The sequence below is a fragment of the Paraniabella aurantiaca genome (assembly GCF_050309965.1).
Classification (GTDB): domain Bacteria; phylum Bacteroidota; class Bacteroidia; order Chitinophagales; family Chitinophagaceae; genus Niabella.
This window is the reverse complement of the sequence record NZ_JBLOSY010000001.1, coordinates 1,295,788-1,321,115: the sequence shown is the minus strand read 5'-3', so window position 1 is coordinate 1,321,115 and position 25,328 is coordinate 1,295,788. Positions and strand designations below refer to the sequence as shown.

Genomic DNA, 25,328 nt, shown 5'->3' with positions numbered 1-25,328 from the left:
GCACAAAGCTCGTCAAAGAATAAAGATAAACACAGTCACAATTTTTGATATTTATGGGGACACAGCTAGCTTTGCAGGGTGAAGAAAGAATTTTTATATAATGAAATTGCCGGCAACATCGCGCACCAGATCAGGAGCGGCGTTTTAAAAACAGGAGACCGGTTGCCATCGGTTCGCATGTTAAGTGCACAGCATGGCATTGGAATTAATACCGCTAAGAGAATATTCCTGGAGTTAGAATCCCAATCGCTTATAGAGCCCAAACCTAAGTCGGGATATTTTGTAAGTATGCCGGGTTATATGAGGTTGCCTTTACCCGAAGCCAGTAAGCCTTTGGCCGTGGCCAGAAATACAGAGCCTAACGAGCTGATCGATAGCGTGTATTCCAACATGGCCCGTAAAGATCTTACGCTTTTTTCTATTGGCGTGCCGTCGGGCGATCTGCTGCCACTGGCGAAACTGAAAAAAGAAATTGTATCAGCTACCCGCGGGCTGAAAGATGGCGGCACCGAATATGAACCACTGCAGGGCAATGAAAAACTAAGAAGAATGGTGGCAGCCCGGTCTTTCAACTGGGGCGGGCGTTTAAAAGAAAGCGACATTGTTACCACCAATGGCTGTATGAACGCACTGGCTCTGTGCTTAATGGCGGTAACCCAACCAGGCGATACTATTGCCATAGAAAGCCCTTGCTATCCGGGTATACTACAGCTGGCGGTTAGTTTCGGCTTAAAGGTTTTAGAGTTGCCCACTCATCCCGTTACCGGTATTGAAATGGACGCGTTTAAAAAACTGCTGACCAAAATGGATGCCTGTTTGCTGGTGCCTAATTTTAATACGCCCCTGGGTTATTGTATGCCCGATGCGCATAAAAAAGAGGTGGTAAGCCTTTTGGCTCAACAGGGTATACCATTGATTGAAGATGATACTTATGGTGACCTTCATTTTGGAGCAGAGCGACCTAAGTGCTGTAAGTCTTTCGATAAAGAAGGCAATGTATTATGGTGCGGCGCTGTATCCAAAACATTGGCACCCGGCTACCGGGTAGGATGGGTGGCTCCCGGCAGGTATAAGGAGCAGATATTAAGAATGAAGCTCATCCAGTCTTTATCAGCCACTACCATCATCCATGAGGCGGTGGGCAATTTCCTCGTAACCGGCAGGTATGATAGTCATCTTCGCCAACTTCGCAAAACTTTGCAGGAAAACTACAACCGCTATGCGCATATCATTGCCAGCCATTTTCCCGAGGGAACTAAGATCAGTCAGCCACAGGGTGGCCTGGCTTTATGGGTGGAGTTCCCCAAAAACATAGATACAGCCGAGTTGTATAACGATGCATTAAAAAAACGCATCAGCATTGCGCCGGGAAGAATGTTTACTTTACAGAACCAGTTTCAAAACTGCATGCGGCTTTGCATTGGCTTGCCCTGGACGGATAGCCTGGCCATGAAACTACAGCAGCTGGGCAAGCTGGCTTGTAACCTGTAGGTATTTTTATCGTCCGGCAGCATTGATTTGCAGCGCTGACTTGTGTGCTCCCGGCATTGATCCGAGTCCTCAGCACTGATTCGTGTCTTCGGCACTGATGCGTGTCCTCACGAATCAGCAAGAAAGCTTAGCACACCTGCATAATTTTTGGCCGGCAATAATCTTTGATGTAATTTTTCTTTGTTTAATTGGAAAACGAAAATTACAAAGGATAAACAGCACTGATTCGTGTCTTCACGAATCAGTAAAACAACAGTTACAGGCAGTTTAAACATTAATTTATAGAAACTAAATCCTAACAATACAGTTCATGAATCACGCAGAAAAAATATACAAAATGGTATTTGCCGGGGTTTATCCCATGTACCTTCAAAAGGCAGAAAGGAAAGGGCGTACCAAAGAAGAAGTAGATGAGATCATTTTCTGGCTTACCGGCTACAATGCCAAAACCTTACAAGCGCAAATCGACAAAAAATCAACCTTTGAAGCCTTTTTCAATGAAGCGCCACAGATCAATCCCAACGCTTCAAAAATAACCGGCGTCATTTGCGGCTATAGGGTAGAAGAAATCGAAGACCCCATTGTGCAGAAAGCGCGTTACCTGGATAAGTTGATTGATGAGCTTGCCAAGGGCAAAAAAATGGAGAAGATATTGAGGGCTTGAAGGCTTGCTGGTGAAAAACACCAGCAAGGACGGAAAGAGGGCATAGGGCTACAAAAGCCTGGCTACCGATAACACGAGTTAAAATGATATAACCCAGAAGAACGATTGCACCAACCTGGTGTATATTTAAAATGAATATCGCAGTACTACTTTTTAATGATTTTGAAACCCTTGATGTTTTCGGACCTGTGGAAGTATTTGGCAGGTTAACTGATTTATACACCATAAAATTCTATTCGCTGCCGGGAGGACAAATAAGCAACAGGCATGGCGTGTCTCTTTCAACCGCTACACTCGAATCTATTACCACGCCGGTAGAAATTTTCCTGGTTCCCGGTGGATTCGGTACCCGTACCGAAGTCCATAATTTGTTGATGATCGAAAAAATAAAAGAGGTGTCCGATCAAAGTAAATATGTGTTAACGGTGTGTACCGGTAGTGCCCTGCTGGCCCAAACAGGTTTGCTCAACCATAAAAAAGCCACTTCCAATAAACGCGCCTTCGCCTGGGTAACCGGCAACGGCCCGGAGGTGCAATGGGATAAAGCGGCGCGCTGGGTGGTAGACGGCAAGTTCTACACTTCATCCGGTGTAAGCGCGGGCATCGATATGTCTTTAGGTTTTTTGAGTGATCAACACGGAATTGAATTCGCCAGAAAAGTAGCAACTGAAATAGAGTACAATTGGATGGAAGACAAAGACAATGATACCTTTAAGGCTGAGTGATAGATTCGTGCTGGTGAAAAACACCAGCAAGGGCTAAAAGTAGCAACCGAAATAGAGTACAACTGGATGGAAGACAGCGGTAATGACATCTTTAAAGCTGTTTGATAATTTTTGACGGTTGGGAGCGGGTTCAAAATCCGTCGTAAAATGATTAAAGTTAAATTGGAGGTAGAAAAAGAATATGAATGATTCAATTTATATAAGCCTGGGTATGCCCAGACACGGATGGTTACCAGTTACTTTCCGGTATCAGGATTTTCAACTTGACTTTGATGCATCGGATGTGTTAAATAACCCGGTAGAAGAACTATACAATGCAGCATTCAGGTTGGGAAATAATGATTCGCGGTTGGTGGTATGGTGGCTTGAACCCGTGGCTTATTTATTTGAATTTGAGGATAGGGCTGGTGTTGTTACTCTAAAGATATTTGAAAAGGAAGATTGGCATAGAGAAACTTCAAAAAAGAAATTACTTCAATCGATTACCGGTACTAGAGAAATTCTGAAGCCTATCAGAATTGCATTAAAAGAATTTTTAGCTTTAAAGCATAAGGAAACTGATTGGCGTTATGATTTTGACGGAAAGTAATCGACACTTGCTTTTGAAAATTTGCAAATGAAAAACGCATTAGAATATCTTTAGCTTAAAACAGATCTTTATGATACCATCCCCCAGTATCCTATGAGACATATCCTAACTTTTTTGATAAAATTCCTGATATTAGCTATGGTTGCAAACGCACAAACCAGCAATGTAACCATTATTGGCACCGTTCATTATCCATCAAAGCAATTTGATGCAGATACATTGCTGAGTATATTGGAAAAAATAAAACCTGATATTATATTATTGGAGCTGGATAGTGGCCTGTTTAATAAGACATTCGACGCTCAATATAGTTTGATGTATGCATCAAAGGAGAATGAGCCAATCGCTGTATCAAGATACATAGCCTTACATCCCGCTACTAAGGCAGGACCCTTCGACTTTGAAAACAGGGATACTTATCGGAGGAGTCTGGGCATAAAGCAGGCTCAAACTCAAATTGAAAAGTTGTTAGATAGCCTATATATTCATAAGCAACTGAATAAAAGACAAACTAAAATTGTTAAAGAATACTATGGGCTTACCGAAGACTTAAACTCTTACGTAAATGCGTCGGCTAAAAGTTTCAATAATGTAAATACAGATAATTTGGCGAGACGCAGGCAGCACTACCAGCATCGTGAAATAAAAAAAGTGATCGATCAGCGCAACGAGTTCATACAGCGATTTGCAACCACCAGTTCCGGTGTTACCATTAGCTGGAGAGAGGCGTATAAAAATTTATCGGATTTCTGGGATTTACGTAACAAAACCATGGCTCAAAATATTATTAGGATAGCTAATAAATATCCGGGAAAAAAAATAGTTGTACTGACCGGTTTTTTTCACCGGTATTACCTGTTAGGTGAAACAAAACAGCAAGCCAAACATATCAACTGAATGAGTTCTTCTAATCTGGCGGATGGTTATTGGACTGGTAAACAGAAAATGCTGGTGCGAAATAGTAGTATTGACCTTTGTTGAAAAGCCAGAATCAAAACACAGCCGAAAAAAGGTTTCTATGCGAACAAGAAAATCAATAAGACATGATCAGCAATGGGAGCGGGAAATTGATAAAGCAATTTCAAAATTCTCGCAACGCCTGATGTCCAACTCTAAATGGGTAAAATTAATTGGGGTATTGATTGAGCATATTTATAGAATACACAAGATAGAATTTAAGAAGGTGCAGGGAGACCAAGTGGGCGAATTATACCTGGAAGCCGACACAACGTTTGGCTTTGATTATTGGCAGGAGGGATTTGAAGAGCACAACTCATTAGGAGGCGTGTTAGCATTTAAAGAAATTGAGTACCTGTTATTTCCGAAGGTTGTTGATAGGGATGAACCTGTTGAACAGGATATCAACTATATTGAAGAACTGATAAAGAATGTGGGAGACTTTTGCCTGGATATAGATGAGCAAAGGCTAAAGCTTATTTGTTACAAAGAATAATTTTACTAATTCAAAAATGAAAGCTACATACAATATTAACTGGCTAACCGATCAGTTTGAAAACGGCGCGCATTTAACCTACCTGTTTTTCTGGGGACATACGAATAAAGATCGGCAGCCGGTTGGAAAGTTTTGTTTGAGCCAGTGGTACGACTGCAAGTTTACAGTTGGAGGCGTCATTTACAAAACGGCCGAGCATTGGATGATGGCTCAAAAGGCTTTGTTGTTTGGTAACAGCGATCTCTTTGATAAGATCATCAACAGCAACACTCCCGCTGAAGCCAAAGAGCTCGGACGCCAGGTGATCAGTTTTGATGAATTAGTCTGGAATGATCACAAGTATCAAATAGTGAGGGCTGGTAATATTCATAAGTTCAACCAGCACCCCCAACTGGCATCGTATCTCCTCGGCACCGGCGATACGATATTGGTTGAAGCCAGTCCGGCAGATCGTATCTGGGGAATTGGCCTGGCCCAGGATAGTGCCTATATCAATAATATTTATGCATGGCAAGGGCAGAACCTTTTAGGCTTTGCTTTAATGGAAGTAAGAGATTTCCTGAAAGCCTTCGGAACTTTTCAACCCCTCGGGAATGTCCCCCAACCACCGTGGGTAAAATATCCCGGGATAGACGGGATGGATATGTTTTGGCGCATGGGCGCAGGGGAAGACTGTATTACTAGCTGGAGTGACTATCTTCACAAACTATCCCCCAGGGAACAAACCATTTGCCAATTAACCTATCCACCGCCTCAACAATGGGAGGGTTTTTATGATTAAGCTACTGACTTCATAGTTTTTAAAAGATTACTGTAAGAATTAAAAAGGCGAAATTATCACGACACATACTCCGCAAGAATCTCGCCTTTCGGATATAAATCAGATGTGTTAATCAAACAAGCCATTCACATACCGCCAGCTATTGCCAAGGCTGTCATATACTTTCACCGTCGGCCTGATTGAGTTAGAGCCGGTATAGGTGATCGTTTTCGTTGTTCCCAGAGGCACATGAGTAAATGCTCCGTTATTAATAAGTTCATACCACTGGTATTGTACCGCCGAAGTATTTTCGGGATGTACACCATTATATACATAGTGGGCTGTATACTGGTTGCCGGATTGGGATTTAGTTACGCTTGAAGCATAGGGATGGTTGGTTGCCGGTCCCTGACTGGCATGAAAATAAGTATTCAACTGCTGCAAATAGGCTGTACGGTTCGTAATGGTGCCCGATTTATAGAACTTGGCAATCAGGTCATGATCTGATGCATTGGTATGAACGCTGATACTGCGGCTTTTACTGCGGTACATGCCGCCGGTATTGATTACCGTCCCCAGGCTGTCCCCGTTCAGCCACACGTCAGCCGCATCAACACTTCCGTTTTTGTAGAATCGCACATGAAGGACGGAAACTTTATAGTAAATATCGGGCAGGTTACCCGAAAGGAACCCTGAAGGAGCTGTTACCCGCAACGCGCCGCCGCCAAATGCTATATAGTAATCGTTGGTAGTAGAAATAGCTTCCCAGTCTGTTCCCGGCATTTTCCGGAACACCATTGTTACTTCCTCCGGAAGGTTATAAAGCCCGTTGGTGGAAATTGGAGAATTATAGTCCACGTCCGGCGAGAGGTAAACAGCATCGGACTGGTTAGTGATGGCAATACTTCCATTGAAATATTTGGGGATGCCTAAAGTAGGCATCGTATCACCTACGTAGGTAATATCCATAGAACCCTTGCTATCTGGAACAGTGATCACTGCATCGCCGTTCTGGCAGGGTTGTCCTAAGTGGTTTAAGGCATTAGTAGCATAATAAGCATTGTCTATATAATCTTCAAAATTGAAAGAAGGCATTAGCGGATTACCCGCGTTATCTACCACAACTGCGTTGAAATACTGCAGGTATTTTAATTTGGGCCCCCCTTCCAGGAAACTAAATCGCGGGTAAAGTCCTTTTGAGGTATCGCTCATTACGCCCATATCATGAATTACTGTTCTTACGCCATTGGTGTATTTTGTATAGAGCACCCGGTTTGCAGCTGTGCGCTCCAGGGCCAGCAGAGAATTACCCAGCGGGCCGTGAGCGGTATAATTGCCACCACCTTCATGAATAAAGATCACGCCATTATCAACACCCATTTCATATAACTGGGTGGGTATGTTGTTGTTAACGGTATCGAAAGTGGCAGTGGGGTAGGTGCTGCCTCCCTCGAATGTAAAAGCAATCACCGAAGCCACGTTAGGGGGCATCATTAAATTAGGAGAATAGGCGATATTGCCGTGGGAAACACGACCAGTAAAGTCAAATGCGGTATCGGTCGCTACAAATGGTAATATGCCTTCGCCCTGGTTTAAAGTGTCTCTAAACACAAAATTGGGTAAGGTACCCGGCACTACGCTACGGGGACGGGTTGGGCCATCAGACATCAGTTCAGCGCTTCTCTTACAGGAACTGAAGATCAAAATCAAAAGGAGCAATGCATAGCAATAGCTATTGGTTGTTGTGCTGTTTTTCATAACAGTGTTTTTGAGGGTTAAAAATGACAGGAAAGATAGTACAAATCGTGGATGATATCAAAATCCACGATTGTTTTTTAGTACAGACAAAAACAGTCCCCTGTTACGGGGCACTAAGCCAACCGTCCAGTTTTTATTGCCTTCTCTAAACACCATCAGCATTTATTCTATAATCCATTTTTAATCTATCTTTGCACCCTTTTTTAGCCACCGGTTATACGGGCAAAAGCTTTTTCAAGGCACAGCCTCAATAACTCCCGGCAAAAGATCCATACCCTTACGAACAACTAAACATACATGAGCAACTGTAAAAATTGCAACGAGCCCCTCAGCGGTAAGTATTGTGCCGCCTGTGGCCAGCCCGCCCAACTCAAACGCGTCGATTCCCATTATATTATACACGAAATAGAGCATGTACTGCATTTTGAAAAAGGCATTTTATATACCATCCGTGAGCTCATGCTCCGGCCCGGACAAAATGTGCGGCAATTCCTTTCAGAAAACCGCAGCCGGCTGGTAAAGCCCATTATCTTTTTGATTGTAGCCTCGCTGATCTATTCACTCATCAACCATTTTTTTCATATCGAAGAGGAGTATATGAGCTTCGATGGTGATGAGGCATCTACCACTGCGGCCATCTTTGCGTGGGTGCAGGGGCATTATGGCTATGCCAATATGATCATGGGCGTATTCATTGCCTGGTGGACGAAGATCTTCTTTCGTAAATCCGGCTATAATATTTTTGAAATACTCATACTACTTTGTTTTGTAATGGGCATCGACATGTTGCTTTTCGCCGTGTTTGCACTTTTAGAAGGCGTTACTCATTTCAGGCTCATGCAGTTTGGCGGCATTGCTGCGTTTATTTATGCAGCCTGGGCCATCGGCCAGTTTTTTGATAAAAAGAAACCTGCCAGCCATATCAAAGCTTTAATTGCTTACCTGCTCGGCAGCCTTAGCTTTATTATTGTAGCCGTAGCTATTGGTATTATGATCGATCTGATTTTCAAGAAATAATAGAAGTCATTTTATTAGACAGATGAATAGTATCCGGCATTTAGGCTTATCCCTGGTGCCGGTTTAGTACTAAATGGCTGCGTTGAAAAAATAGTGTCTGCCTGCCTGTTTCACAGTTCATTTGTCGGATAGCTGGATAGACTGATATCCCTCAAAGCAAAACAAATATCGTGGTGAGCCTGTCCAAAGGACTCCTTCAGAGACGAACCATGTTCGAAGACTAAGAGCAGCTTTTGCCGTGCCATGATTCGTTCTGTCTATCCCAATCAACTCGCCAACAGGAGCGCCCCCTTTGGTAGGTAGGGTACCCCCACCTCTGAGGTAGACAGGGTCACCTAAAACAAGGGGCAACGCACCCAAAGCCAAGTTGCCCCGCTTTTTACCTGAGTTCGCCCGGTCGTTTTGCGAGTTGTCGAAGCTTGCATCTCCCCGGGCGAAGATTTGAGGGTGGGGGTAGCCACCCTTCAACCCTGGCAGGGATATTTTTTTCCTCGGGCGGCGGAGGCCGGAGCTTCAAAGACGAAGCTTTAACATCCCCTAGCTAAGCCTGGAGGCAACCGCACTCACCTGCAACCTTCGCGAACTTCCCGCGGAGGTGGGTGAAGAGATTTAAGGGGAACTACAAATATTTCTAACTTTGCTCGTTACTTAAAAGAGAGTGGTAAAAGTGAAAAAAAATGTCTAAAAGGTTAAGTTCAATACCTGTAAACCCGGTGATAGCCGAGTTAGATGAAGGTGTTTTCATAAGAAAAATGTTGAGCAAAGATTTACATTTATACGAACAGTTTGAGGCATTTAACAGTATCAAACAATCACACAGAGATGAATACCACTTATTTTTCTTACAGGAAAAAGGAACAACTACTATCGAGATTGACTTTCATAAACATACTATAAAACCATCATCAGTTATTTTTATTCACCAAAATCAGGTGCATCGAACCTTGTCTTTTAGAAATGCAGTTGTAAGCATTGGGGCAATCAGTAACGAAAATCTAAATCCTGAATACCTGAGATTATTGGAAGATATTTCGCCCGCAAAACCTTTATCATTAAACCAGGAAGTATTTTCCATTATTCTAGAAGCTGTATCACTTTGCATAAAATTATCGGAACGAAAAAATGAAAAACTATATCATTCGCTATTAACCGGAAGTTGTAATACTTTAATAGGATTGATGATTTCACAGTATTTGGTCCAATCAAAACCAATTGAAAAACTATCACGATTTGAAATCGTAACCAAAGCGTTTAAGGAATTATTGGAACGAAATTTTGTGACCGCTAAACGTCCGACAGAGTATGCACAGCAATTAAACATTTCTTCACCTTATTTAAACGAATGCGTAAAAAATACTACAGGACATTCAGTATCGCATCACATACAACAACGGATAATTTTAGAAGCCAAACGCTTGCTTTACCATTCTGATATATCAGTAAAAGAAATCGCGACCCAATTGGGCTATGACGATTACCCTTATTTTTGCAGACTATTTTCAAAAGTCGCAGGAATGTCTGTTTTGACTTTTAGAAACAAAAACCTTGATTAGTCCAATACTTACCTTCTTCTTGTATTGTTTGAAATTTCCGTTCGTTGTTCCTTTGCATTATATTTTAATGTAGTAAACAATGATTTCAAGCATACCCAAATGGGTTAGCAATTTATTCGGGAACGCAATGCGACCCAACGTGAGAGTTTTAGAAACTTCTTACATTAGCCCACAGATAAAGAAAATTCGTTTTCAAGGCAATATATCAAAATGGAATTTTCAAATGGGTTACGCAAGTGTGGTTCGCGTGAGTGAAACGGAATTCAGAAATTATACAGTTTTTTATCACGATAAGGAAAATGGAATTTTTGACATTATTTTTCACATTCATGGGAACGGAGTTGGTAGTAAATACATTGATACATTGCAGACAAATGACGAACTATTTATCAGCCAGCCACGAGGAAAAGTATTATACGACCCAAGCATAAAGCAACAATTCTTTTTCGGTGATGAAACCTCGTTAGGCATTGCTGTTGCTTTGTGCTCTTTATTGAAAAGCAATAATTATAAATTTCAATTCTATTTCGAACTGGATGAGGATAATAAAAATGTTCCCGAATTATTGGAGTTGGAAAACTATACTGTATTTACTAAAAACGGTTCTTTCATCAATGAAAAATGGGTAAGCAATTTACCCTTGTTCCAAACAGATGAATGGAGTAGGGCAAATTTTGCGTTAGTCGGAAATGCTAAATCCATTCAGACCTTCAGAAAAGTTTTGAAGTACAAAAACCAGGGAAATATTTATTCGCAAGGATATTGGTTGGAGGGAAAAAAAGGATTGTAGTTTCTGATAGCCATTTTTGATTGTAGGTCCCGGTTGGGTGCTTTTCACCAACCGGCTTTATCCCGCTCTGGGTTTTTCTTCGATAGGATCTATCCCCTCGATTAGATACTTGCTGGTGAGAAACACCAGCAATGGCAAAAAATGCTCAATAGAATAATACTATCGGGGCATTTTTTGATTAATACCGGCTGGTTAAGGTGGTAACTTTATTGAAAGAGCCACAGATGTTACTCCGCTGCCGAGCCTTCCAATCTTTTCAAAATTACATCCCGCAACCGCTTTTCATGGTCATCGCCCCAGGTTCCCAGCATCGCAATTACAGGAACCAGTGTTTTACCAAACTCCGTTAAGCTATATTCTACTTTTGGCGGTACTACCGCATAAATTTTTTTTTGAATCAATTCGTGATCTTCCAACTCCTTTAACTGCATATTGAGCACGCGCCTGGTGGCATCAGGAATTTTTCGCTGCAGCTCACTCGGGCGTTGATGACCCTGGTGGATAAACCACAACAAACGGATCTTCCATTTGCCATACAGTACTTCGCCTATTAAATCCAAACCACAATTCAGGTTCGGTATAATCTTTCTTTCATACATACAACAAATGTAAACCTATGTTCCAAATGGTGCAATAGGGGATAAATTTATCCCTATGTGAATCGTATTTCCGTACTTGTAAGAACTAAGCATAAGTCTCATTTTTGCCCTAAATACATAAACAATGACACAGAATTTTAATTTCAACAACGAGCTTTCCGGCAAAATAGCGTTAGTAACAGGCGGCACTAAAGGTGCGGGAAAAGCAATAGCAGAGCGGCTGGTACAAGCCGGAGCCACGGTGATCATCACGGCAAGAAATGCGCCGGAACAGGAAAACAGCAGCATGCACTTTATAGCCGCCGATTTAAGCAAAGCTGAAGGAAGCAAAAAGGTAGTTAACGAAGTGCTGTCCACTTACAGCAGGCTCGACATTCTCGTTAACAACCTCGGCGCATCATCCACACCGGCAGGTGGCTTTGCTGCACTGTCAGACGAAGATTGGGAAACCACCCTGCAGGCCAATTTGCTGGCGCCGGTACGGCTGGACAGGGGCTTTCTGCCACAAATGATAGCGCAAAAAGCCGGCGTTATCATTCACATCGCTTCTATCCAGGGCATATTGCCGTTGTACGATTCTACTTTGCCTTATGCCGCTTCAAAAGCCGCATTAATTAATTACAGTAAAAGTTTATCCAACGAAGTAACGCCAAAAGGTGTTCGTGTGCTCACGGTTTCGCCCGGGTGGATTAATACCACAGCATCGGAAGCCTGGCTGGGCGAGATTGCCAGAAACGCCAACAGCACGATAGAAGAAGCGCAACAGGGTGTTATGGATGCTTTGGGTGGAATACCTTTTGGCAGACCCGCCGAACCACAGGAAGTAGCTGAATTTGTTGGCTTTTTAGTTTCGCCAAGAGCCCAATATTTAACGGGAACCAATTTTGTAATCGATGGTGGCACGGTGCCCACTATTTAATAAACCTTTTAAAATTCCAGCTAATGAATTTACCAAATGTAATAGCCCGGTTAATAGCAACACAAAACAGCTTCGACAGCGTTGCCTATGCCCAATGTTTTTCTGAAACAGCCGTGGTTGTTGATGAGGGCAAAACACACCAGGGTAGACCGGCAATTGAAGAATGGATTGCAGACTCCAACGAGCGATACAGGGCTACAATGAAACCCGTTGGCTTTGAAGAGAAAGAGTCGGAAAGTGTTTTAAAAGCAGAGGTTTCGGGCAATTTTCCCGGCAGCCCTCTTGTACTATCGTATCATTTAGTTATAGCAGACGAATTGATACAGTCATTGAAAGTTACGGGCTGATAAATACAGCAAGTAATACTTTATTTTGACAAAGCAGGGCTGAAGTGCATACTTCAGCTTTGTGCTGCTGTTGAGTTTTGTAGATGGCTACCTGGAATTCTATATTTAAAATTTTATTCAACACGTAACAGGATTGTTTCGCCTAAATTTGAGTTCACTGTATTTTTATGACAGAACTTACCAAAGACATTGAACTTGAATTATTAAAAGCCATGGATAGCTACAATGCCATTGCCCAATTGCTAATCGACAAATTAATTACTGAGACGGATCAGCCTGAAAAAGCAGCAATTCAGGCAGGACACTATTTTGAAATACAGAATGCAGACTTATTGAATGGACAAGAAAACCTGTCAGGCAATTGGTGCTTTGATGTGCATGGGGAACATTGTATGTTTAAGCATGTGGCAACAGGGCAAACACTTGAGGTTTCACTCGGCGACAAAGAGAGTATTGCCAACCTTGATCCTTATTTCTTCTATCTTTTTCTTATAACAACATCGCATTTCAAACATCTTGCAAAATATTTTGAAAATCCGTTTAGTGACACATTGAGCTTTTTTGAAAAGCTGGAGAGGGATCAAAAAATGATCAACGTTTATGGTGTGAATTTTAGAAAGTTAAACAGCGCTGAATAGAAATGCTGTATTAAATACTTCATACATTGTTATATCTTGCTACTGAAAAATGGCAATCACAAAAACCTTGATCACTATGATGACCGGACTGTAATCAGGGCTTGTTACGAATGTGGTTTTACAATTTCAAAACAAAGAAAGCGACACATAACATTGCATTGGCATTATGGACGGCTCTCGAATATAGGCTGATCTGTTGTATTACTATTTAACTTTGCGCCATATTGGGCTGATGGAAATCTATTTCTACCACAACGCCAATGCTTCAACGTTGGCAGCAATTTTATCCACCATGCGTAAGACGCCTATTTTATCAGTTTTAATAGTTTTCCTGTCTACTGCTTGCCATGTACAAAGTGGTTCTGCACCGACCATAGTTGACCAAGATGATTTCACTATTGACACAAGCCTTGTTCCCAAAGACAATACCGCATTTTATTTTCCTTTAAATCTATTTAGCGATACTTCCAGGAATGTTAGCCTTGACTCGTTTGTCGTAAAGTGGTATTCCGAACAACTGTTTGCTTTAAGAGAACCGGTAATTTATTTGGACAAATCGCAAAAGGAAATTTATAGATTTACATGGCTTAGGACATTTCATAACCCAGTTGCAATACGTATTGAGAAACACGGCGACCAGTATTTTCTTTGTTGGAAATTATCAGATGGAGCAGGAGGGTATAAACCAGGTAAGTTAACCATAGACCAACATAAAAAATTAGACAAACAAACCTGGGACGCTTTCGTGAAGAAGCTAAGTGAGATTGATTTTTGGAAATTACCAACAAATCAAAATGATAGGGGGCTTGACGGTTCAGAATGGATTTTAGAAGGTAAGTCAGAAAACAATTATCATGTAGTCAATAGATGGACACCAAACAAAAATAACGGGTATTACGAATGTTGTAACTTTTTACTTGGCTTGACTGATCTTAAAATTAAGGATAGAGAAAAGTACTAGACCAACCACGCTGAAAAGAATACTGTTAATAACGCTTTGCATCAAGTAGGCGGATTGTAAAACTTAACAGCAGTGCCTGAGAAACACCAGCAATAGCAAACAGAACTATTTCGCGTATTTAAGCTATAAGCCATTTTAACCAACATCCCACACCACAACCGAAACCGTAAATTTGACCCATGAACGACAATGATACCAAACGACTTTCAAGACTAACAGCCATCCTCACACAGTTGCAAACGAAGCGACTTTTAACAGCCCCGAAACTGGCAGACAAATTTTCGGTTAGTATCAGAACCATTTACAGAGACATCAGAGCGTTGGAACAAGCAGGTGTTCCCATCATTACGGATGAGGGAAAAGGGTATTCGCTAATGGAAGGTTACAGAGTACCACCCGTAATGTTTACAGAAGCACAAGCCAATGCTTTAATTACGGCAGAACAACTAGTGCTTAAAAACAAAGACACTTCATTCATTAAAGATTACACGGAAGCCATTGAAAAAATAAAATCGGTTTTGAAATACAATATACAAGACAAAGCCAACTTACTTTCAGAAAGAACACGGTTTGACCAAAATAACCACCTGGAAAGAAAAAGCAGTAATTTATCTGACTTGCAATTTTCCCTTACCAATTTCCGTATCGCAAAAATTGAATACGCTAACGAGCAAAACAAAACCACAACCCGGCATATTGAGCCCTTTGCCTTACTAAGCACCGAAAATTGGTTGCTCGTTGCCTATTGCAGGTTAAGAAAAGAATTCCGTTTTTTTCGTTTGGACCGAATCAAGAAATTAGAAATATTGACCGACCAATTTGAACCGCACCAATTGACCTTGCAGGAGTATTTTGAGAGATACCACTAATTTATTGTTGACCCCTGACATAAGGCTGTCATTGGGCGGATATAAGTTTGCCTCATTAATAAATCTTTTAAAGAATAAAAATGACAAACGAAACCCATTCAATGTTTAACTCAGCCCATTTTCCCCAACCCATTCTTATTTCAGTAAATGGTGTAACACTTGAAGTGTTTGAAGCGGGTAAGCAGAATGCCGGTAAACCTATTGTACTCTGTCACGGCTTTCCGGAACATGCTTTTTCCTGGCGTCATCAGGTGCCGGCACTTGTTGCGGCAGGCTATCATGTTATCATTCCCAACCAGAGAGGGTATGGCAATTCATCCCGCCCGGCCGAAGTAACGGAGTACGACATTGAACACCTGACAGGCGACCTCGTTGCGCTGCTCGATCACTACGGATATGAGGATGCCACTTTTGTTGGTCACGACTGGGGGGCAAATGTAGTTTGGAACCTGGCATTATTGCATCCTGAACGGGTAAATAAAATAATCAACCTGGCTTTGCCTTACCAGGAGCGTGGAGAACAACCATGGATTGAATTGATGGAAGCCATCTTTGGGGAAGACTTCTATTTTGTTCACTTCAACCGGCAACCAGGAGTAGCAGATGCTATCATGAATGAAAACGTATTCCGGTTCCTTCGCAACATATTTCGTAAAAACCTGCCTCCCACACCACCAGAACCCGGGATGCTAATGATCAATCTGGCAAGAGCAGAAAAACCATTGGGAGAATCCTTAATGGAAGACAGCGAGCTTTCTGTATTTGTTGCAGCCTTCGAATCTTCAGGGTTTACAGGAGCCATCAACTGGTACAGAAACCTGGATCAAAACTGGCATTTCATGGCGAACACAACCCCCATCATTCATCAGCCTACTCTTATGATATATGGTGAGCAGGATACGATCCCAAAGTCTGACAACCTGAAAAATATTGTCCCTAATCTGGATATTGCTAGTTTGGATTGTGGTCACTGGATACAGCAGGAAAAGCCGGAGGAAACTACCCAATTAATTTTAAAATGGTTAGAACAACAAAATGCTTAATAAGGAAGCAGAAAGATATTGTTTTCCAAGTCGGATAGTTGCTGGTAAGAAACGACTGCAATGGAAAAATGGGAATAACATCGTTTCGCATATATTTGAGTTATAAGCCATATTAAAGACATGTTAGCAGTTCATTGGACACTGGTAAACGACACAAAGAAAATTTTGAAGAACGGAATTCGTAAATCGAAAAAGGGACTTTTCTGTTTTCCTCTAACAGGGCACAAACACTTGGACAAATGGTGGGTGAATTTTTTTAATCAATGCGGAGTACGAGAAAGAAAAAAATATAACGGAATAGTATTTCGAATCAAAAAGGAGGACTTACCAGCCTACTTCGGACATTGGATAGGCGCTACAAACAGACATGACTTTAAGAAAGAGATTACTGATCTGAAATCTTTTGGAAAACAATATCGTGAGACACTTTTATGGCGAATGGGTGAGGAAATTGCCAGAGCTAACAACCTTGACAATGAAATTTACGATTATGAAATAATTGACAAACTATATTCAGTGTTGGCGGACAAAGAAATTATGAGTAATGCAAGTGCTTTGACAGATCGACGAAATTCCATTGATTTTATGTCTTACACTTTATACGACTATCAAATTGTTCTTTCAAACTCTATTTCGCCAGACAGAATAATTAAAGTAATGCCCCAAGGAAACGAATTTGGCCGAGTATTAAGACAGAAAAAGAAATACGGCTTATAACAATGGTTTGTTTTAGGCGGGCTAACGCGCAAGCTTGACGTTTTAGCCCCGGTTGGTATTTCACGAGCCGGCTATAACCCAATAACAAATACTTCAAAGATTGCTATATCTTGCTGCAAGACCGGCAATGGTGAAAGCATACCCTTATGTACAAACAATTAGAAACAGACCGCCTTTTAATAAGACCCATAGCTACAACTGATAGCGGGTTCATCCATGAACTAGTAAACTCCCCCGGTTGGTTACAATTTATCGGCGACCGGAATATCAGTAATGCCAATGATGCTGAAAAATATATTCAGAAGATTATTGACAACCAAAATTTCTTTTACAGTGTTTTTGAAATAAAAGAAACCCAACAGCCTATTGGCCTGGTCACTTTTTTATACCGGGACAACCAGGAGTTTCCGGACATTGGATTTGCCCTATTGCCCCAGTTTGAAAAAAACGGCTATACATTTGAAGCTGTCGGCAAATACCTTAACGAACTGGTACAACAAAAAGTAAGCCCCACTATTACCGGCATTACCGATCCTGAAAACGAAAAATCCATTAAGCTATTGAAACGCCTGGGCCTGCAGTTTCAACGCAATTTTATGCAGGGCAATAAAGATCTGTCATTGTACGCTATTACCATTCAGTAAACCGGCTAGCCGGCTAGGGGCTGCTTTACGGTTTCCCGTAAGAAAGGCATTGAACACCACCATAAATTTGAAGCCATATAAACAATAATATGGCGCAGCGCAAACAATATAACCTCAATACAAAATACGGCCGGCGCAAAGCCCGCGAGCAGGCTCAGTATAATTACGATAATGGTACACCCGAATACCGTGATGATATCGACAGTATGAAAACCATTGCCTGGCTGGTGATCATCGTAATTGCCATTATAGTAGGAGCGATCATTTATTCTGTTTCGGGTACGGCAGGTTTAATGAAATGGCTGAAATAGGAAATACGGGAAAAATACCCCTTTTAAAACGTTTATATTTTTATATTTTTAATCTACCAAAATTTAAAATATTACTATGAGTGGATCTGGCAGCGGAGGTTACGTTCCTCCACAAAGAACCAAATTTGATTGTGATTCAAGCATTATTAAAACCAATGTTTCTTCTATAGATCTAACAATTCTTTCAAAGCATGAGATCGGCAATATTTTAAACGTCGAGTTAGGAGAAAATGAAGCTTTATTATTAGAGGATGGAGATGGAGAAACTCTAGGAGCCATTCTGCATTCTAATACAACAGATATAATAGATTGTATTAAACAAGGAGCTGAGTATGAGGCCGAAATCCTAACTATTAATTTCCCTGCCTGCAAGGTTGAAATCCGGAGAAAGTAATGATTACAGTGATAGGTGGTACATATAGAGAAGTGGATTATGACGATATTTCTATTGAGATATTTGGGTCCGGTTTTAGAGGCGCTAAATTTTTGTTAGAGAATAAGTGCTCTGTTGATTTCTATACTTCCGGAAACAATGAAACTTTACGTTTTCTTACAGAAAACCAAAAAGTCTATAAAGGCTTTTCATTTAAATGTGAATATCATGAAGAGCTAATAACATTCAAATATAGTTTTGCCTTGGACGAGCCCGTAATTTTTCCAGGTCTTACTAATATTTCAAAAACGAGAGAGTTTGACATTCAGGCGGAGAATGTCCTAGCATTTGGAATGCTTGAATCAGACTACAAAATAAATGGGGATAAAGTTGTTTATGATCCTCAAACTGCAGTGAAACCTAAAAGGTTTAGCGGAATAGGGAATGCTAAAGAACTAGTATATATTGTGAATCTAATTGAGGCTCAATCGCTAGCGTCAAGCGTCGATATAGAAGATATCAAAAAATACTTTTTTGATGAGGAAAAGGCTAAGGCAATCATAATTAAAAACGGACCTCAAGGCGCAACACTATATTTAGGCAATAGTAACGTCCGTATTCCAGCATATGTGACTAAAAACGTGAATAAAATTGGGTCGGGGGATATTTTCACCTCAAGCTTTTGCTATTACTGGATGGTGGAAGGCTTTTCGATAGAAGATTCAGCTATAAATGCATCGAAATCGACTGCTTATTTTTGTGATAAAAAAGTATATGTTAGTAGCAGTCGAATTACTGACTTTGCGTATGAAGAATTTAAAACAACGGAACTGGCGGCAAAACAGATTTACTTGGCTTCGCCCTTTTTTTCAATTTCCGAATTAATTTTAATCGATAAAGTTCGATCTGCATTTTTAGGATTTGGAGTCAAAGTTTTCTCTCCTTTTCATGATATCGGACTAGGAGATGACATCGAGATAGCAAAGAAAGATATTGAAGGGCTCAATAATTCAGAGATTGTCTTCTGTGTACTTGATAATTTAGACTCTGGTACTTTGATAGAGGCAGGCTATGCACTGGCCAACAAAAAAAAAGTAATAGGATATCACCGCACTTGTGATGAGAATAAACTTTTGATGTTTAATGGTGGCAACACCACGATTTTTAAACATCTAACGACAGCAATGTATCAAACTATATGGAACTTATGAGAAAAGCAGTTTTGTTATCAGGCGGTATAGATTCGATTTGTTTAACATACGGAATTAAACCAGATATTGCTTATACAATAGACTATGGACAAATAGTTGCTGAAAGGGAGGTATATGTTTCTAAATTTATCTGCGAGGAATTAAAAATTCAACACAGTGTAATACGAGTTGACTGCCGAAGTTTAGGTACAGGAACTTTGATAAATTCAGATAATTTGAAGATATCGCCATCAGAGGAGTGGTGGCCGTTCCGGAATCAGTTATTAATTACATTAGCATGTATGCAAGGTGTAAAAGACGAAATTAATGAACTCTATCTTGCGTCTGTTAAATCTGATAATTTTCATAAAGATGGAACATTGAAATTTTATGACCTTATGAACAAAGCAGTATTGTATCAAGAGGGCGCGATCAATATATTTTGTCCAACTCTTAGTAGTTACAGTCATGAACTTGCTTATAAATATGACGTACCAACTGAGCTATTAACTATCGCACATTCTTGTCATATATCAAATGTCGCTTGTGGAAAATGCTCCGGTTGTATCAAGCAACTTAGAGTTAGGCATGAATTAGATATAAATTGAAAGGCGACCCTCAATAAATGAAATCTTATTCTTAATAACAGAAAATATTATGTTAGACTGGAAAAAACTAATTAATAAAGAAAGACTCAAAAAATCAAAATTAAAAGATGATAGGAATGAGTTTGAAAGTGACTATGGAAGGATTATTTACAGTCCAGCTCTGAGAAGAATGCATGACAAAACACAAGTTTTCCCATTAACCACCGACGATAATATTCATTCACGGCTCACGCATTCAAATGAGGTCATGTCTTTAGGTTACACATTTGGACTCAAGTTGAGTAAGTCTGAATTAATTCAGAAAAAGACAGGTTTACAAGAAGTTGAACTTCTTCGTATTTTGCCCGTTTTGCTGCAAAACATTTGTCTGATACATGACATAGGTAATGCGCCTTTTGGCCATTTTGGGGAAACAATAGTCTCTGATTATTTTAAAAATTTAAAAGGCAAAAAAAATAAATCATTTCTAAAACTAAGTGAGCATCAACAAAGAGACTTTCTATATTATGACGGAAATGCACAGGGACTGCGAGTAATTACTAAATTACAATACTTGGATAATCCATTTGGGTTAAACTTGACTTTAGGTACTTTGGCGTCTTATCTTAAGTATCCGAATTATGAAAATATTAATAAGGTTAAAGAAGAGAAGTTAAAAAAGATAGGAAGGCTTTTAAAGCAAAAGGAAATAGAATGCTCAAAGCATGGAGTGTTTTACTCAGAAATAAAATACTTTGAAAAAATTGTTGATGAGTGCGGTTTAAAAGTAAAAGATAAAATAGTTCGTCATCCATTATGTTATTTAATGGAAGCTGCTGATTCGATAGCATACTTATGTATGGACATGGAAGATGGGTTTAATAAAAATATTTACGGCATTAAAGATATCGAGGATGAATTTAGCAGAAGCAAAGGTGAAATTGCGGAAGAAATAATAAGTATTTGCAGAAATTCCTATTATGATGATAATACTAAGATAGTAAATATAAGGATTAAGCTGATAGGACATTTGGTACAGCTTGCATTTACAAACTTCGAAAAAAACCTTAAAAAGATAGAAATAGGAACCTATAATCAGGAGTTGATAAAAGATGATCCAAATAAAATATACAAAGCGTTAGAATCTTTTTCAAGCAAAATATTTAAGTCAAGAGAAATTAACTATCTAGAATCTACCGGTCATTCAGTTTTTACCGGGCTATTAGATTTTTACATAGAGTTTTTATTTCATGACAACGAAAAATATGTGAAACGCGCTAAGCATTTAATTTCTCGGTCTATAATAGAATGCGCGATCGAAGAAAACCTTTTAACAATAGGAGATGTAAAATTTGAAAAAATGTTAAAGTCTTTACGAAAAGACGTTTCAACTTTTAAAAAAAAGGGACCAGAAAAAGCTAGGGATTTGGAGAAAGAAGCTGAGAAAATAAAACAACACAAAGCTAAGTTTGGAGAATTAAAAACGAGCTATGAAGTACTATTTGAAAATCAACAAATGAGACCACTAACAGTTTTAGAAGAGTCTGAATTGAAGAGGCTTAGGTTTGAAATTAGGGGTATTATAAACCCGGATTTTGACGATCTAAACGAGTATTATAAATTTAGAGTAATTTTAGACTTTATTTCTGGTATGACAGATCAATTCGCTGTCGCACATTATCAAAAAATAAGTGGACAAAAAATTAATTAATATTTCCAACGTTAGTAAAAAAGCAGAAGAGTTCTCTGTTTATCTGTCTTCATGTGTACATCCGGATGTTTGGTTTTTTTTGAAACGAGCCAGCGCCTTTTCTGAAATATTGATTTTCAGTGGGGTAATCAGAAACTTTTTTTTAAAAGATGCTGGGAAAATAAGGGACTTGGATATTGTATTCAATTGCGATGAAAAATATTTGAAATTCTTGTTGAAGGGGATCGATTATAAAAGGAATAGTTTTGGAGGGTACAAGCTTTTGATTGGGAATCTAAATATAGATTTTTGGCATATCGACAACACTTGGGCGTTTCAGAATAAAAAGGTTGATAATTTACTATTTAAAGATCAGACTTTAGCTAATACATCGTTTTTTAACTTTGCCTCTGTTGTATACAATTTAAGTAAAAAGGAATTTATTTTCAGCAACAGTTTTTTAAGCTTCTTGAATGATAGAACGTTAGATATCGTTTTGAGAGATAATCCGTTACCTGAATTATGTATTGTAAATACGGTTTATTACAAGACTCAATTTAATTTAGAAGTTTCTGATAGACTGAAAAAATATTTTGTAGAGTATTTTATTAGATATACAGAAGAAGAGTATAATATGATACAACTTAAGCATTTTAATAAATGTGTTTTTAGTTATGAGTATTTAAAAACCTATTGTAAAATATTTGAAAACGATCTCCACACTCAAAACACATTAGAAGCTACTGAGCAGATTAAAAACAAATGTCAGTTTTGAGTTCTTTATATTTTTCCACCAGTGAATTTCATAAGTTTTAAGTTAGGCTTGAAAAACACATCTACTTTTCTTTTACCATAACTTCCATTCTTTAATTTTATTGACCTCTTTTTTTTCTTAAGTAGCCCCCTGTCTACCATGTAGTTTAATATTTGAGATAGTTGTTTACTCGAGTATTTTTTGTTGTTGGCGACGCAGTGGTCCCGGAGCTCCCAAATATATATGGGTGAATCGAATATATCGGTATGATATAATTCATTCTCTATGTAAAAGGCAGGTTTCTGTTCATAATGCGTGCTAAAATAAGAAGTGACATTCTTATTTTCGTCATAAAAGTTAGACAAGTATTTGCTTTTTTTTGCGCTCTTCGGGAGGCGGTACGCTGGACGTAATATATTAGCCCCATCAATGTTAAATAACGAACCTGCGCGATTGGCTAATTCAGCGGTCAGCTGCCTATTTCCGTTTATAAGTGAATGCATATAAGGCTCAGATATATTTATAAAGCGAGCAAGTCCCGCAACAGTCAATCCGGCAAGCTTCATCAACTCTTCTAAGCGGGTACTAATAAATTGCGTGTAGCCTGGTATCTCTCCATTGTTCATTTGATAAAGAGAGATGTTTTTTTGTCCTAAAAATTATACAAAATATTTTTGTTTATGTGAAAGTAATTGTACATTTACATTATCGGATATTAAATAGAGTTGTATTGTAGTATAACTGAAAGAGTCTCGAAACTCAAAGTTTGACAGCCAAGGAAGTCGAGACAGTAAGGGTATCCCATATCTGCTATTATTGTATTTTTACTGTAATAGAGAGATGTGGGTCCTTCTGTAAATTCCTGCTTCCTTGGCTGTCACTAAGAGTTGTAGGTTAGGAGGGCCCACATTTTTTATTTTCAATTAAATTATTGCCTTCGTAATCTTACCAACAAGACTCATCTACCGCAAACCAGGATGAGTATGAAAACACCTAACCGTACCGTTGCTATTTATGATGCCCACAGCCGGGCGCCTCCTGCAAAGTATTGTAAGCATTAGTTCTTTGACAGGATTGTTTTTAATTATTTCTTCCACTTTTGTCTTTTAAGCGGGAGATCTCTCCGCTGCGCTTCGGTCGAGATGACGATAAAAAGAGGCTGTGGCCTCCGTAAGGAATCTCCTTGAAGTTTCTTCTAACTTTTGAATGAGACGATGATGGAAAGGGCCGCGCTGTCAGGCTGAGCTTGACGAAGCCTTGCGCGATCGTTTCTAAATGCCCTTCGTCATGCTCAGGGCGACATTAGTTTTCAATTAAACCGAGATCTCCCCCAAAATAAATGTAACAACAAAAAGTTAAATGCTATTTACGCTTCTTCCTGGTCTTGGCTGTTTCGTAAGGCGTTTCCTCATCGGCTGCAAGCGGCAACTGCTCGGCAGGGTTCAGGTCCGCACAAACATACTCCAGTAAATTGCCGGGATCAACGCCAATAGCCAGGGCAATCAAATACAATTCCTCCGCACGTAAATGACTGCGATCATTCAGCGTCAGTTCGTTCATGCGGGCCTTGGAAAGCCCGGCTTTACGCGCCGCTTCCGACTTGTTTACCGAACGCTGCGACAAAAACAATCCTAATTTAGTCATTGACCTTAAGCGTTTTAGATGTCAAAATTCTCGTAATAAAGTTAAACAGAAAAAACACGAACCACATAGGTTGAAAATAAAAAATAATTCTATACCTTAGTGTAGAATTTCTATACGAATATTCGTTTAACCTATGCTAAAAACACAATTATGTTAACACCATTACAACTACAGGCTGTGGCACCGCCACCCCTATGCCCTGTTTTCGATGAAGCCCGCTGGCTTCGCGTACTATTTACCATCAGCGATACCGAGCAATGGCTGCAGGAGCAGCAGGTACAACATCTCTATAGCCTGCCGCTTAAAAATCATAAAAAGCTGCTACGCAAAAGCTGGTACCTGGGCGCTTCTACCTTAGCCCATATCGTAGAGAGGCATTACTACAAAATATCCAGGCATCCGGCTACGGGTAAGTTTACCATCGATATCCCGTATATCATTGCCTATATCCGCGATGCGTTTCAGCAACAGCCCGAACCCATTCCGCAAAGTAGTAACCTGCAACGGGTATGGGATGCAGGCGAACCTATCGGTTACGATGATAAGGGCAACACCGTGTCTGTACTCACCGTAGTGTCAGATGCCGCAGGCCGCATCATTACTGCCTTTCCGGGCTATATCAATCATCCTTTAACCTAAAATCATCACCTATGAAAAAGCAGGATCATTTCTTATCGGGTTATTGGTTGAACCGCATTGCTGCTCACTATAACAGCGATCCATTTAAGACCAACCCGCTTAAAGTATTAAAAGCTTTCTTCAATTATGCAGGCAGGGCCGAACAAATAAAGGCTTTCGATGATTTTTGTCGCGCAGCTCTAAAAGATAGTTATAGCTGGCAACACGGTAGCCCGGCTAATGCCTTACACTATGGCGAGCAGCTGGAGCTGTTGATAGAAGCCTGTTTCCTGGTGCATCAACAGGCGGATCATTTTGCCCCAAAGCAGTATAACTTGGTGGCGGTGCCGGCAACAGAGTTCCCCATGTTGCTTACTTCAAAAGAGTTTAGCAACCCCATAGCTTTCCTGGCTGATTTTTTTGAGAAGCGGCCGCTACGCCGCTGGAAGCAATGGCTGCACCTGTTTACTACAGCCGCTTTATCAAACGGATCGGTAGGAGAGGAGATGGAAGCCGCCCATATTTTTATATTTATCCAATACCTGAAAAAGCTGGTGTATGCCGCATCGCGGCTGCTGGCGCTGCAGGAGGGATAGTAGCTCACTTATTGCCGGATGGATTACT

At 40.1% G+C, this 25,328-nt stretch carries 30 protein-coding genes; 26 read left to right on the top strand and 4 right to left on the bottom strand.

Going from position 1 to position 25,328, the window contains the following annotated elements; all coding sequences use genetic code 11:
• The first annotated feature begins 78 nt into the window (after window positions 1–78).
• The 7 genes from ACLOAU_RS05645 (at window position 79) to ybiA (ending at window position 5,703) form a co-directional block, all read left to right on the top strand.
• Window positions 79–1,491 carry an aminotransferase-like domain-containing protein gene (locus ACLOAU_RS05645; RefSeq protein ID WP_427860880.1) on the top strand — a complete coding sequence of 471 codons (1,413 nt, stop codon included), beginning with the start codon at window positions 79–81 and terminating at the stop codon, window positions 1,489–1,491.
• Between the two features lie 310 nt (window positions 1,492–1,801).
• A complete protein-coding gene (locus ACLOAU_RS05640) occupies window positions 1,802–2,155 on the top strand; it encodes a DUF2200 domain-containing protein (RefSeq protein WP_427860879.1) in 354 nt (117 codons plus the stop codon).
• A 131-nt stretch (window positions 2,156–2,286) separates the two neighbouring features.
• Window positions 2,287–2,880, top strand: a complete 594-nt coding sequence (locus tag ACLOAU_RS05635; protein ID WP_427860878.1) for a DJ-1/PfpI family protein — start codon at window positions 2,287–2,289, stop codon at window positions 2,878–2,880.
• A 181-nt stretch (window positions 2,881–3,061) separates the two neighbouring features.
• Window positions 3,062–3,469 (top strand): type 2 periplasmic-binding domain-containing protein, encoded by a 408-nt coding sequence (locus ACLOAU_RS05630; protein WP_427860877.1) that lies wholly within the window; start codon window positions 3,062–3,064, stop codon window positions 3,467–3,469.
• Window positions 3,470–3,607: 138 nt separating this feature from the next.
• The gene (locus ACLOAU_RS05625; RefSeq protein ID WP_427860876.1) at window positions 3,608–4,366 is read left to right on the top strand and encodes a hypothetical protein; all 759 of its coding nucleotides are present in this window, start codon (window positions 3,608–3,610) and stop codon (window positions 4,364–4,366) included.
• A 121-nt stretch (window positions 4,367–4,487) separates the two neighbouring features.
• On the top strand, window positions 4,488–4,922 hold the full coding sequence (locus ACLOAU_RS05620; protein ID WP_427860875.1) for a hypothetical protein: 435 nt from the start codon (window positions 4,488–4,490) through the stop codon (window positions 4,920–4,922).
• Between the two features lie 16 nt (window positions 4,923–4,938).
• A complete protein-coding gene (gene ybiA / locus ACLOAU_RS05615) occupies window positions 4,939–5,703 on the top strand; it encodes a riboflavin biosynthesis intermediates N-glycosidase (RefSeq protein ID WP_427860874.1) in 765 nt (254 codons plus the stop codon).
• Between the two features lie 108 nt (window positions 5,704–5,811).
• On the opposite strand, the gene ACLOAU_RS05610 is transcribed toward ybiA, so the two are convergent.
• Window positions 5,812–7,440, bottom strand: a complete 1,629-nt coding sequence (locus ACLOAU_RS05610) for a hypothetical protein (RefSeq protein ID WP_427860873.1) — start codon at window positions 7,438–7,440, stop codon at window positions 5,812–5,814.
• A 297-nt stretch (window positions 7,441–7,737) separates the two neighbouring features.
• Here ACLOAU_RS05610 and ACLOAU_RS05605 point away from each other — a divergent pair, with 297 nt between their 5' ends.
• From ACLOAU_RS05605 to ACLOAU_RS05595, 3 genes are all read left to right on the top strand, one after another.
• Entirely contained in the window at window positions 7,738–8,457 is a 720-nt protein-coding gene (locus tag ACLOAU_RS05605) for a DUF3667 domain-containing protein (RefSeq protein ID WP_427860872.1), read from the top strand.
• Window positions 8,458–9,134: 677 nt separating this feature from the next.
• Window positions 9,135–10,010, top strand: coding sequence for a helix-turn-helix domain-containing protein (locus tag ACLOAU_RS05600; RefSeq protein ID WP_427860871.1), 876 nt, complete (start codon window positions 9,135–9,137; stop codon window positions 10,008–10,010).
• 139 nt (window positions 10,011–10,149) lie between these two features.
• Complete coding sequence (locus ACLOAU_RS05595; protein WP_427860870.1) at window positions 10,150–10,800, top strand: FAD-binding oxidoreductase; 651 nt, start codon at window positions 10,150–10,152, stop codon at window positions 10,798–10,800.
• A 227-nt stretch (window positions 10,801–11,027) separates the two neighbouring features.
• Here the strand turns inward: ACLOAU_RS05595 and ACLOAU_RS05590 are convergent, their stop codons facing one another.
• Window positions 11,028–11,399 carry a winged helix-turn-helix transcriptional regulator gene (locus tag ACLOAU_RS05590; protein WP_427860869.1) on the bottom strand — a complete coding sequence of 124 codons (372 nt, stop codon included), beginning with the start codon at window positions 11,397–11,399 and terminating at the stop codon, window positions 11,028–11,030.
• Between the two features lie 124 nt (window positions 11,400–11,523).
• Between ACLOAU_RS05590 and ACLOAU_RS05585 the strand changes: the two genes are divergently transcribed.
• The 14 genes from ACLOAU_RS05585 to ACLOAU_RS05520 all read left to right on the top strand — a co-directional run bounded on the left by ACLOAU_RS05585 (window position 11,524) and on the right by ACLOAU_RS05520 (window position 22,463).
• Window positions 11,524–12,318, top strand: coding sequence for an SDR family oxidoreductase (locus ACLOAU_RS05585; protein ID WP_427860868.1), 795 nt, complete (start codon window positions 11,524–11,526; stop codon window positions 12,316–12,318).
• A 23-nt stretch (window positions 12,319–12,341) separates the two neighbouring features.
• Window positions 12,342–12,665 carry a nuclear transport factor 2 family protein gene (locus ACLOAU_RS05580; protein ID WP_427860867.1) on the top strand — a complete coding sequence of 108 codons (324 nt, stop codon included), beginning with the start codon at window positions 12,342–12,344 and terminating at the stop codon, window positions 12,663–12,665.
• A gap of 167 nt (window positions 12,666–12,832) precedes the next feature.
• Window positions 12,833–13,303 carry a DUF6896 domain-containing protein gene (locus tag ACLOAU_RS05575; protein ID WP_427860866.1) on the top strand — a complete coding sequence of 157 codons (471 nt, stop codon included), beginning with the start codon at window positions 12,833–12,835 and terminating at the stop codon, window positions 13,301–13,303.
• 232 nt (window positions 13,304–13,535) lie between these two features.
• Window positions 13,536–14,264 carry a hypothetical protein gene (locus ACLOAU_RS05570; protein WP_427860865.1) on the top strand — a complete coding sequence of 243 codons (729 nt, stop codon included), beginning with the start codon at window positions 13,536–13,538 and terminating at the stop codon, window positions 14,262–14,264.
• Between the two features lie 179 nt (window positions 14,265–14,443).
• Window positions 14,444–15,133: a helix-turn-helix transcriptional regulator gene (locus tag ACLOAU_RS05565; protein ID WP_427860864.1), complete on the top strand. Its 690-nt coding sequence runs from the start codon at window positions 14,444–14,446 to the stop codon at window positions 15,131–15,133.
• A gap of 80 nt (window positions 15,134–15,213) precedes the next feature.
• Entirely contained in the window at window positions 15,214–16,176 is a 963-nt protein-coding gene (locus ACLOAU_RS05560; RefSeq protein WP_427860863.1) for an alpha/beta fold hydrolase, read from the top strand.
• Between the two features lie 165 nt (window positions 16,177–16,341).
• The gene (locus ACLOAU_RS05555) at window positions 16,342–16,893 is read left to right on the top strand and encodes a hypothetical protein (RefSeq protein WP_427860862.1); all 552 of its coding nucleotides are present in this window, start codon (window positions 16,342–16,344) and stop codon (window positions 16,891–16,893) included.
• A gap of 146 nt (window positions 16,894–17,039) precedes the next feature.
• Window positions 17,040–17,537, top strand: coding sequence for a GNAT family N-acetyltransferase (locus ACLOAU_RS05550; RefSeq protein ID WP_427860861.1), 498 nt, complete (start codon window positions 17,040–17,042; stop codon window positions 17,535–17,537).
• Between the two features lie 89 nt (window positions 17,538–17,626).
• Window positions 17,627–17,848 carry a hypothetical protein gene (locus ACLOAU_RS05545; RefSeq protein WP_427860860.1) on the top strand — a complete coding sequence of 74 codons (222 nt, stop codon included), beginning with the start codon at window positions 17,627–17,629 and terminating at the stop codon, window positions 17,846–17,848.
• 76 nt (window positions 17,849–17,924) lie between these two features.
• Window positions 17,925–18,242 (top strand): hypothetical protein, encoded by a 318-nt coding sequence (locus ACLOAU_RS05540; protein WP_427860859.1) that lies wholly within the window; start codon window positions 17,925–17,927, stop codon window positions 18,240–18,242.
• Window positions 18,242–19,432: a PfkB family carbohydrate kinase gene (locus ACLOAU_RS05535; protein WP_427860858.1), complete on the top strand. Its 1,191-nt coding sequence runs from the start codon at window positions 18,242–18,244 to the stop codon at window positions 19,430–19,432. Before ACLOAU_RS05540 ends, ACLOAU_RS05535 begins: the two co-directional genes overlap by 1 nt.
• The gene (locus ACLOAU_RS05530; protein ID WP_427860857.1) at window positions 19,429–20,019 is read left to right on the top strand and encodes a 7-cyano-7-deazaguanine synthase; all 591 of its coding nucleotides are present in this window, start codon (window positions 19,429–19,431) and stop codon (window positions 20,017–20,019) included. The genes ACLOAU_RS05535 and ACLOAU_RS05530 overlap by 4 nt, the downstream gene beginning before the upstream one ends.
• Before the next feature lie 49 nt (window positions 20,020–20,068).
• Window positions 20,069–21,709, top strand: coding sequence for a dGTP triphosphohydrolase (gene dgt / locus ACLOAU_RS05525; RefSeq protein ID WP_427860856.1), 1,641 nt, complete (start codon window positions 20,069–20,071; stop codon window positions 21,707–21,709).
• Window positions 21,690–22,463 (top strand): hypothetical protein, encoded by a 774-nt coding sequence (locus ACLOAU_RS05520; protein WP_427860855.1) that lies wholly within the window; start codon window positions 21,690–21,692, stop codon window positions 22,461–22,463. Before dgt ends, ACLOAU_RS05520 begins: the two co-directional genes overlap by 20 nt.
• A 5-nt stretch (window positions 22,464–22,468) precedes the next feature.
• On the opposite strand, the gene ACLOAU_RS05515 is transcribed toward ACLOAU_RS05520, so the two are convergent.
• Together ACLOAU_RS05515 and ACLOAU_RS05510 are read right to left on the bottom strand one after the other, a co-directional pair.
• On the bottom strand, window positions 22,469–23,068 hold the full coding sequence (locus ACLOAU_RS05515) for a helix-turn-helix transcriptional regulator (protein WP_427860854.1): 600 nt from the start codon (window positions 23,066–23,068) through the stop codon (window positions 22,469–22,471).
• Between the two features lie 736 nt (window positions 23,069–23,804).
• The gene (locus ACLOAU_RS05510; RefSeq protein WP_427860853.1) at window positions 23,805–24,086 is read right to left on the bottom strand and encodes a helix-turn-helix domain-containing protein; all 282 of its coding nucleotides are present in this window, start codon (window positions 24,084–24,086) and stop codon (window positions 23,805–23,807) included.
• Between the two features lie 150 nt (window positions 24,087–24,236).
• Between ACLOAU_RS05510 and ACLOAU_RS05505 the strand changes: the two genes are divergently transcribed.
• On the top strand, window positions 24,237–24,725 hold the full coding sequence (locus ACLOAU_RS05505) for a hypothetical protein (protein ID WP_427860852.1): 489 nt from the start codon (window positions 24,237–24,239) through the stop codon (window positions 24,723–24,725).
• An 11-nt stretch (window positions 24,726–24,736) separates the two neighbouring features.
• Window positions 24,737–25,300, top strand: a complete 564-nt coding sequence (locus ACLOAU_RS05500; RefSeq protein WP_427860851.1) for a hypothetical protein — start codon at window positions 24,737–24,739, stop codon at window positions 25,298–25,300.
• Window positions 25,301–25,328 lie beyond the last annotated feature (28 nt).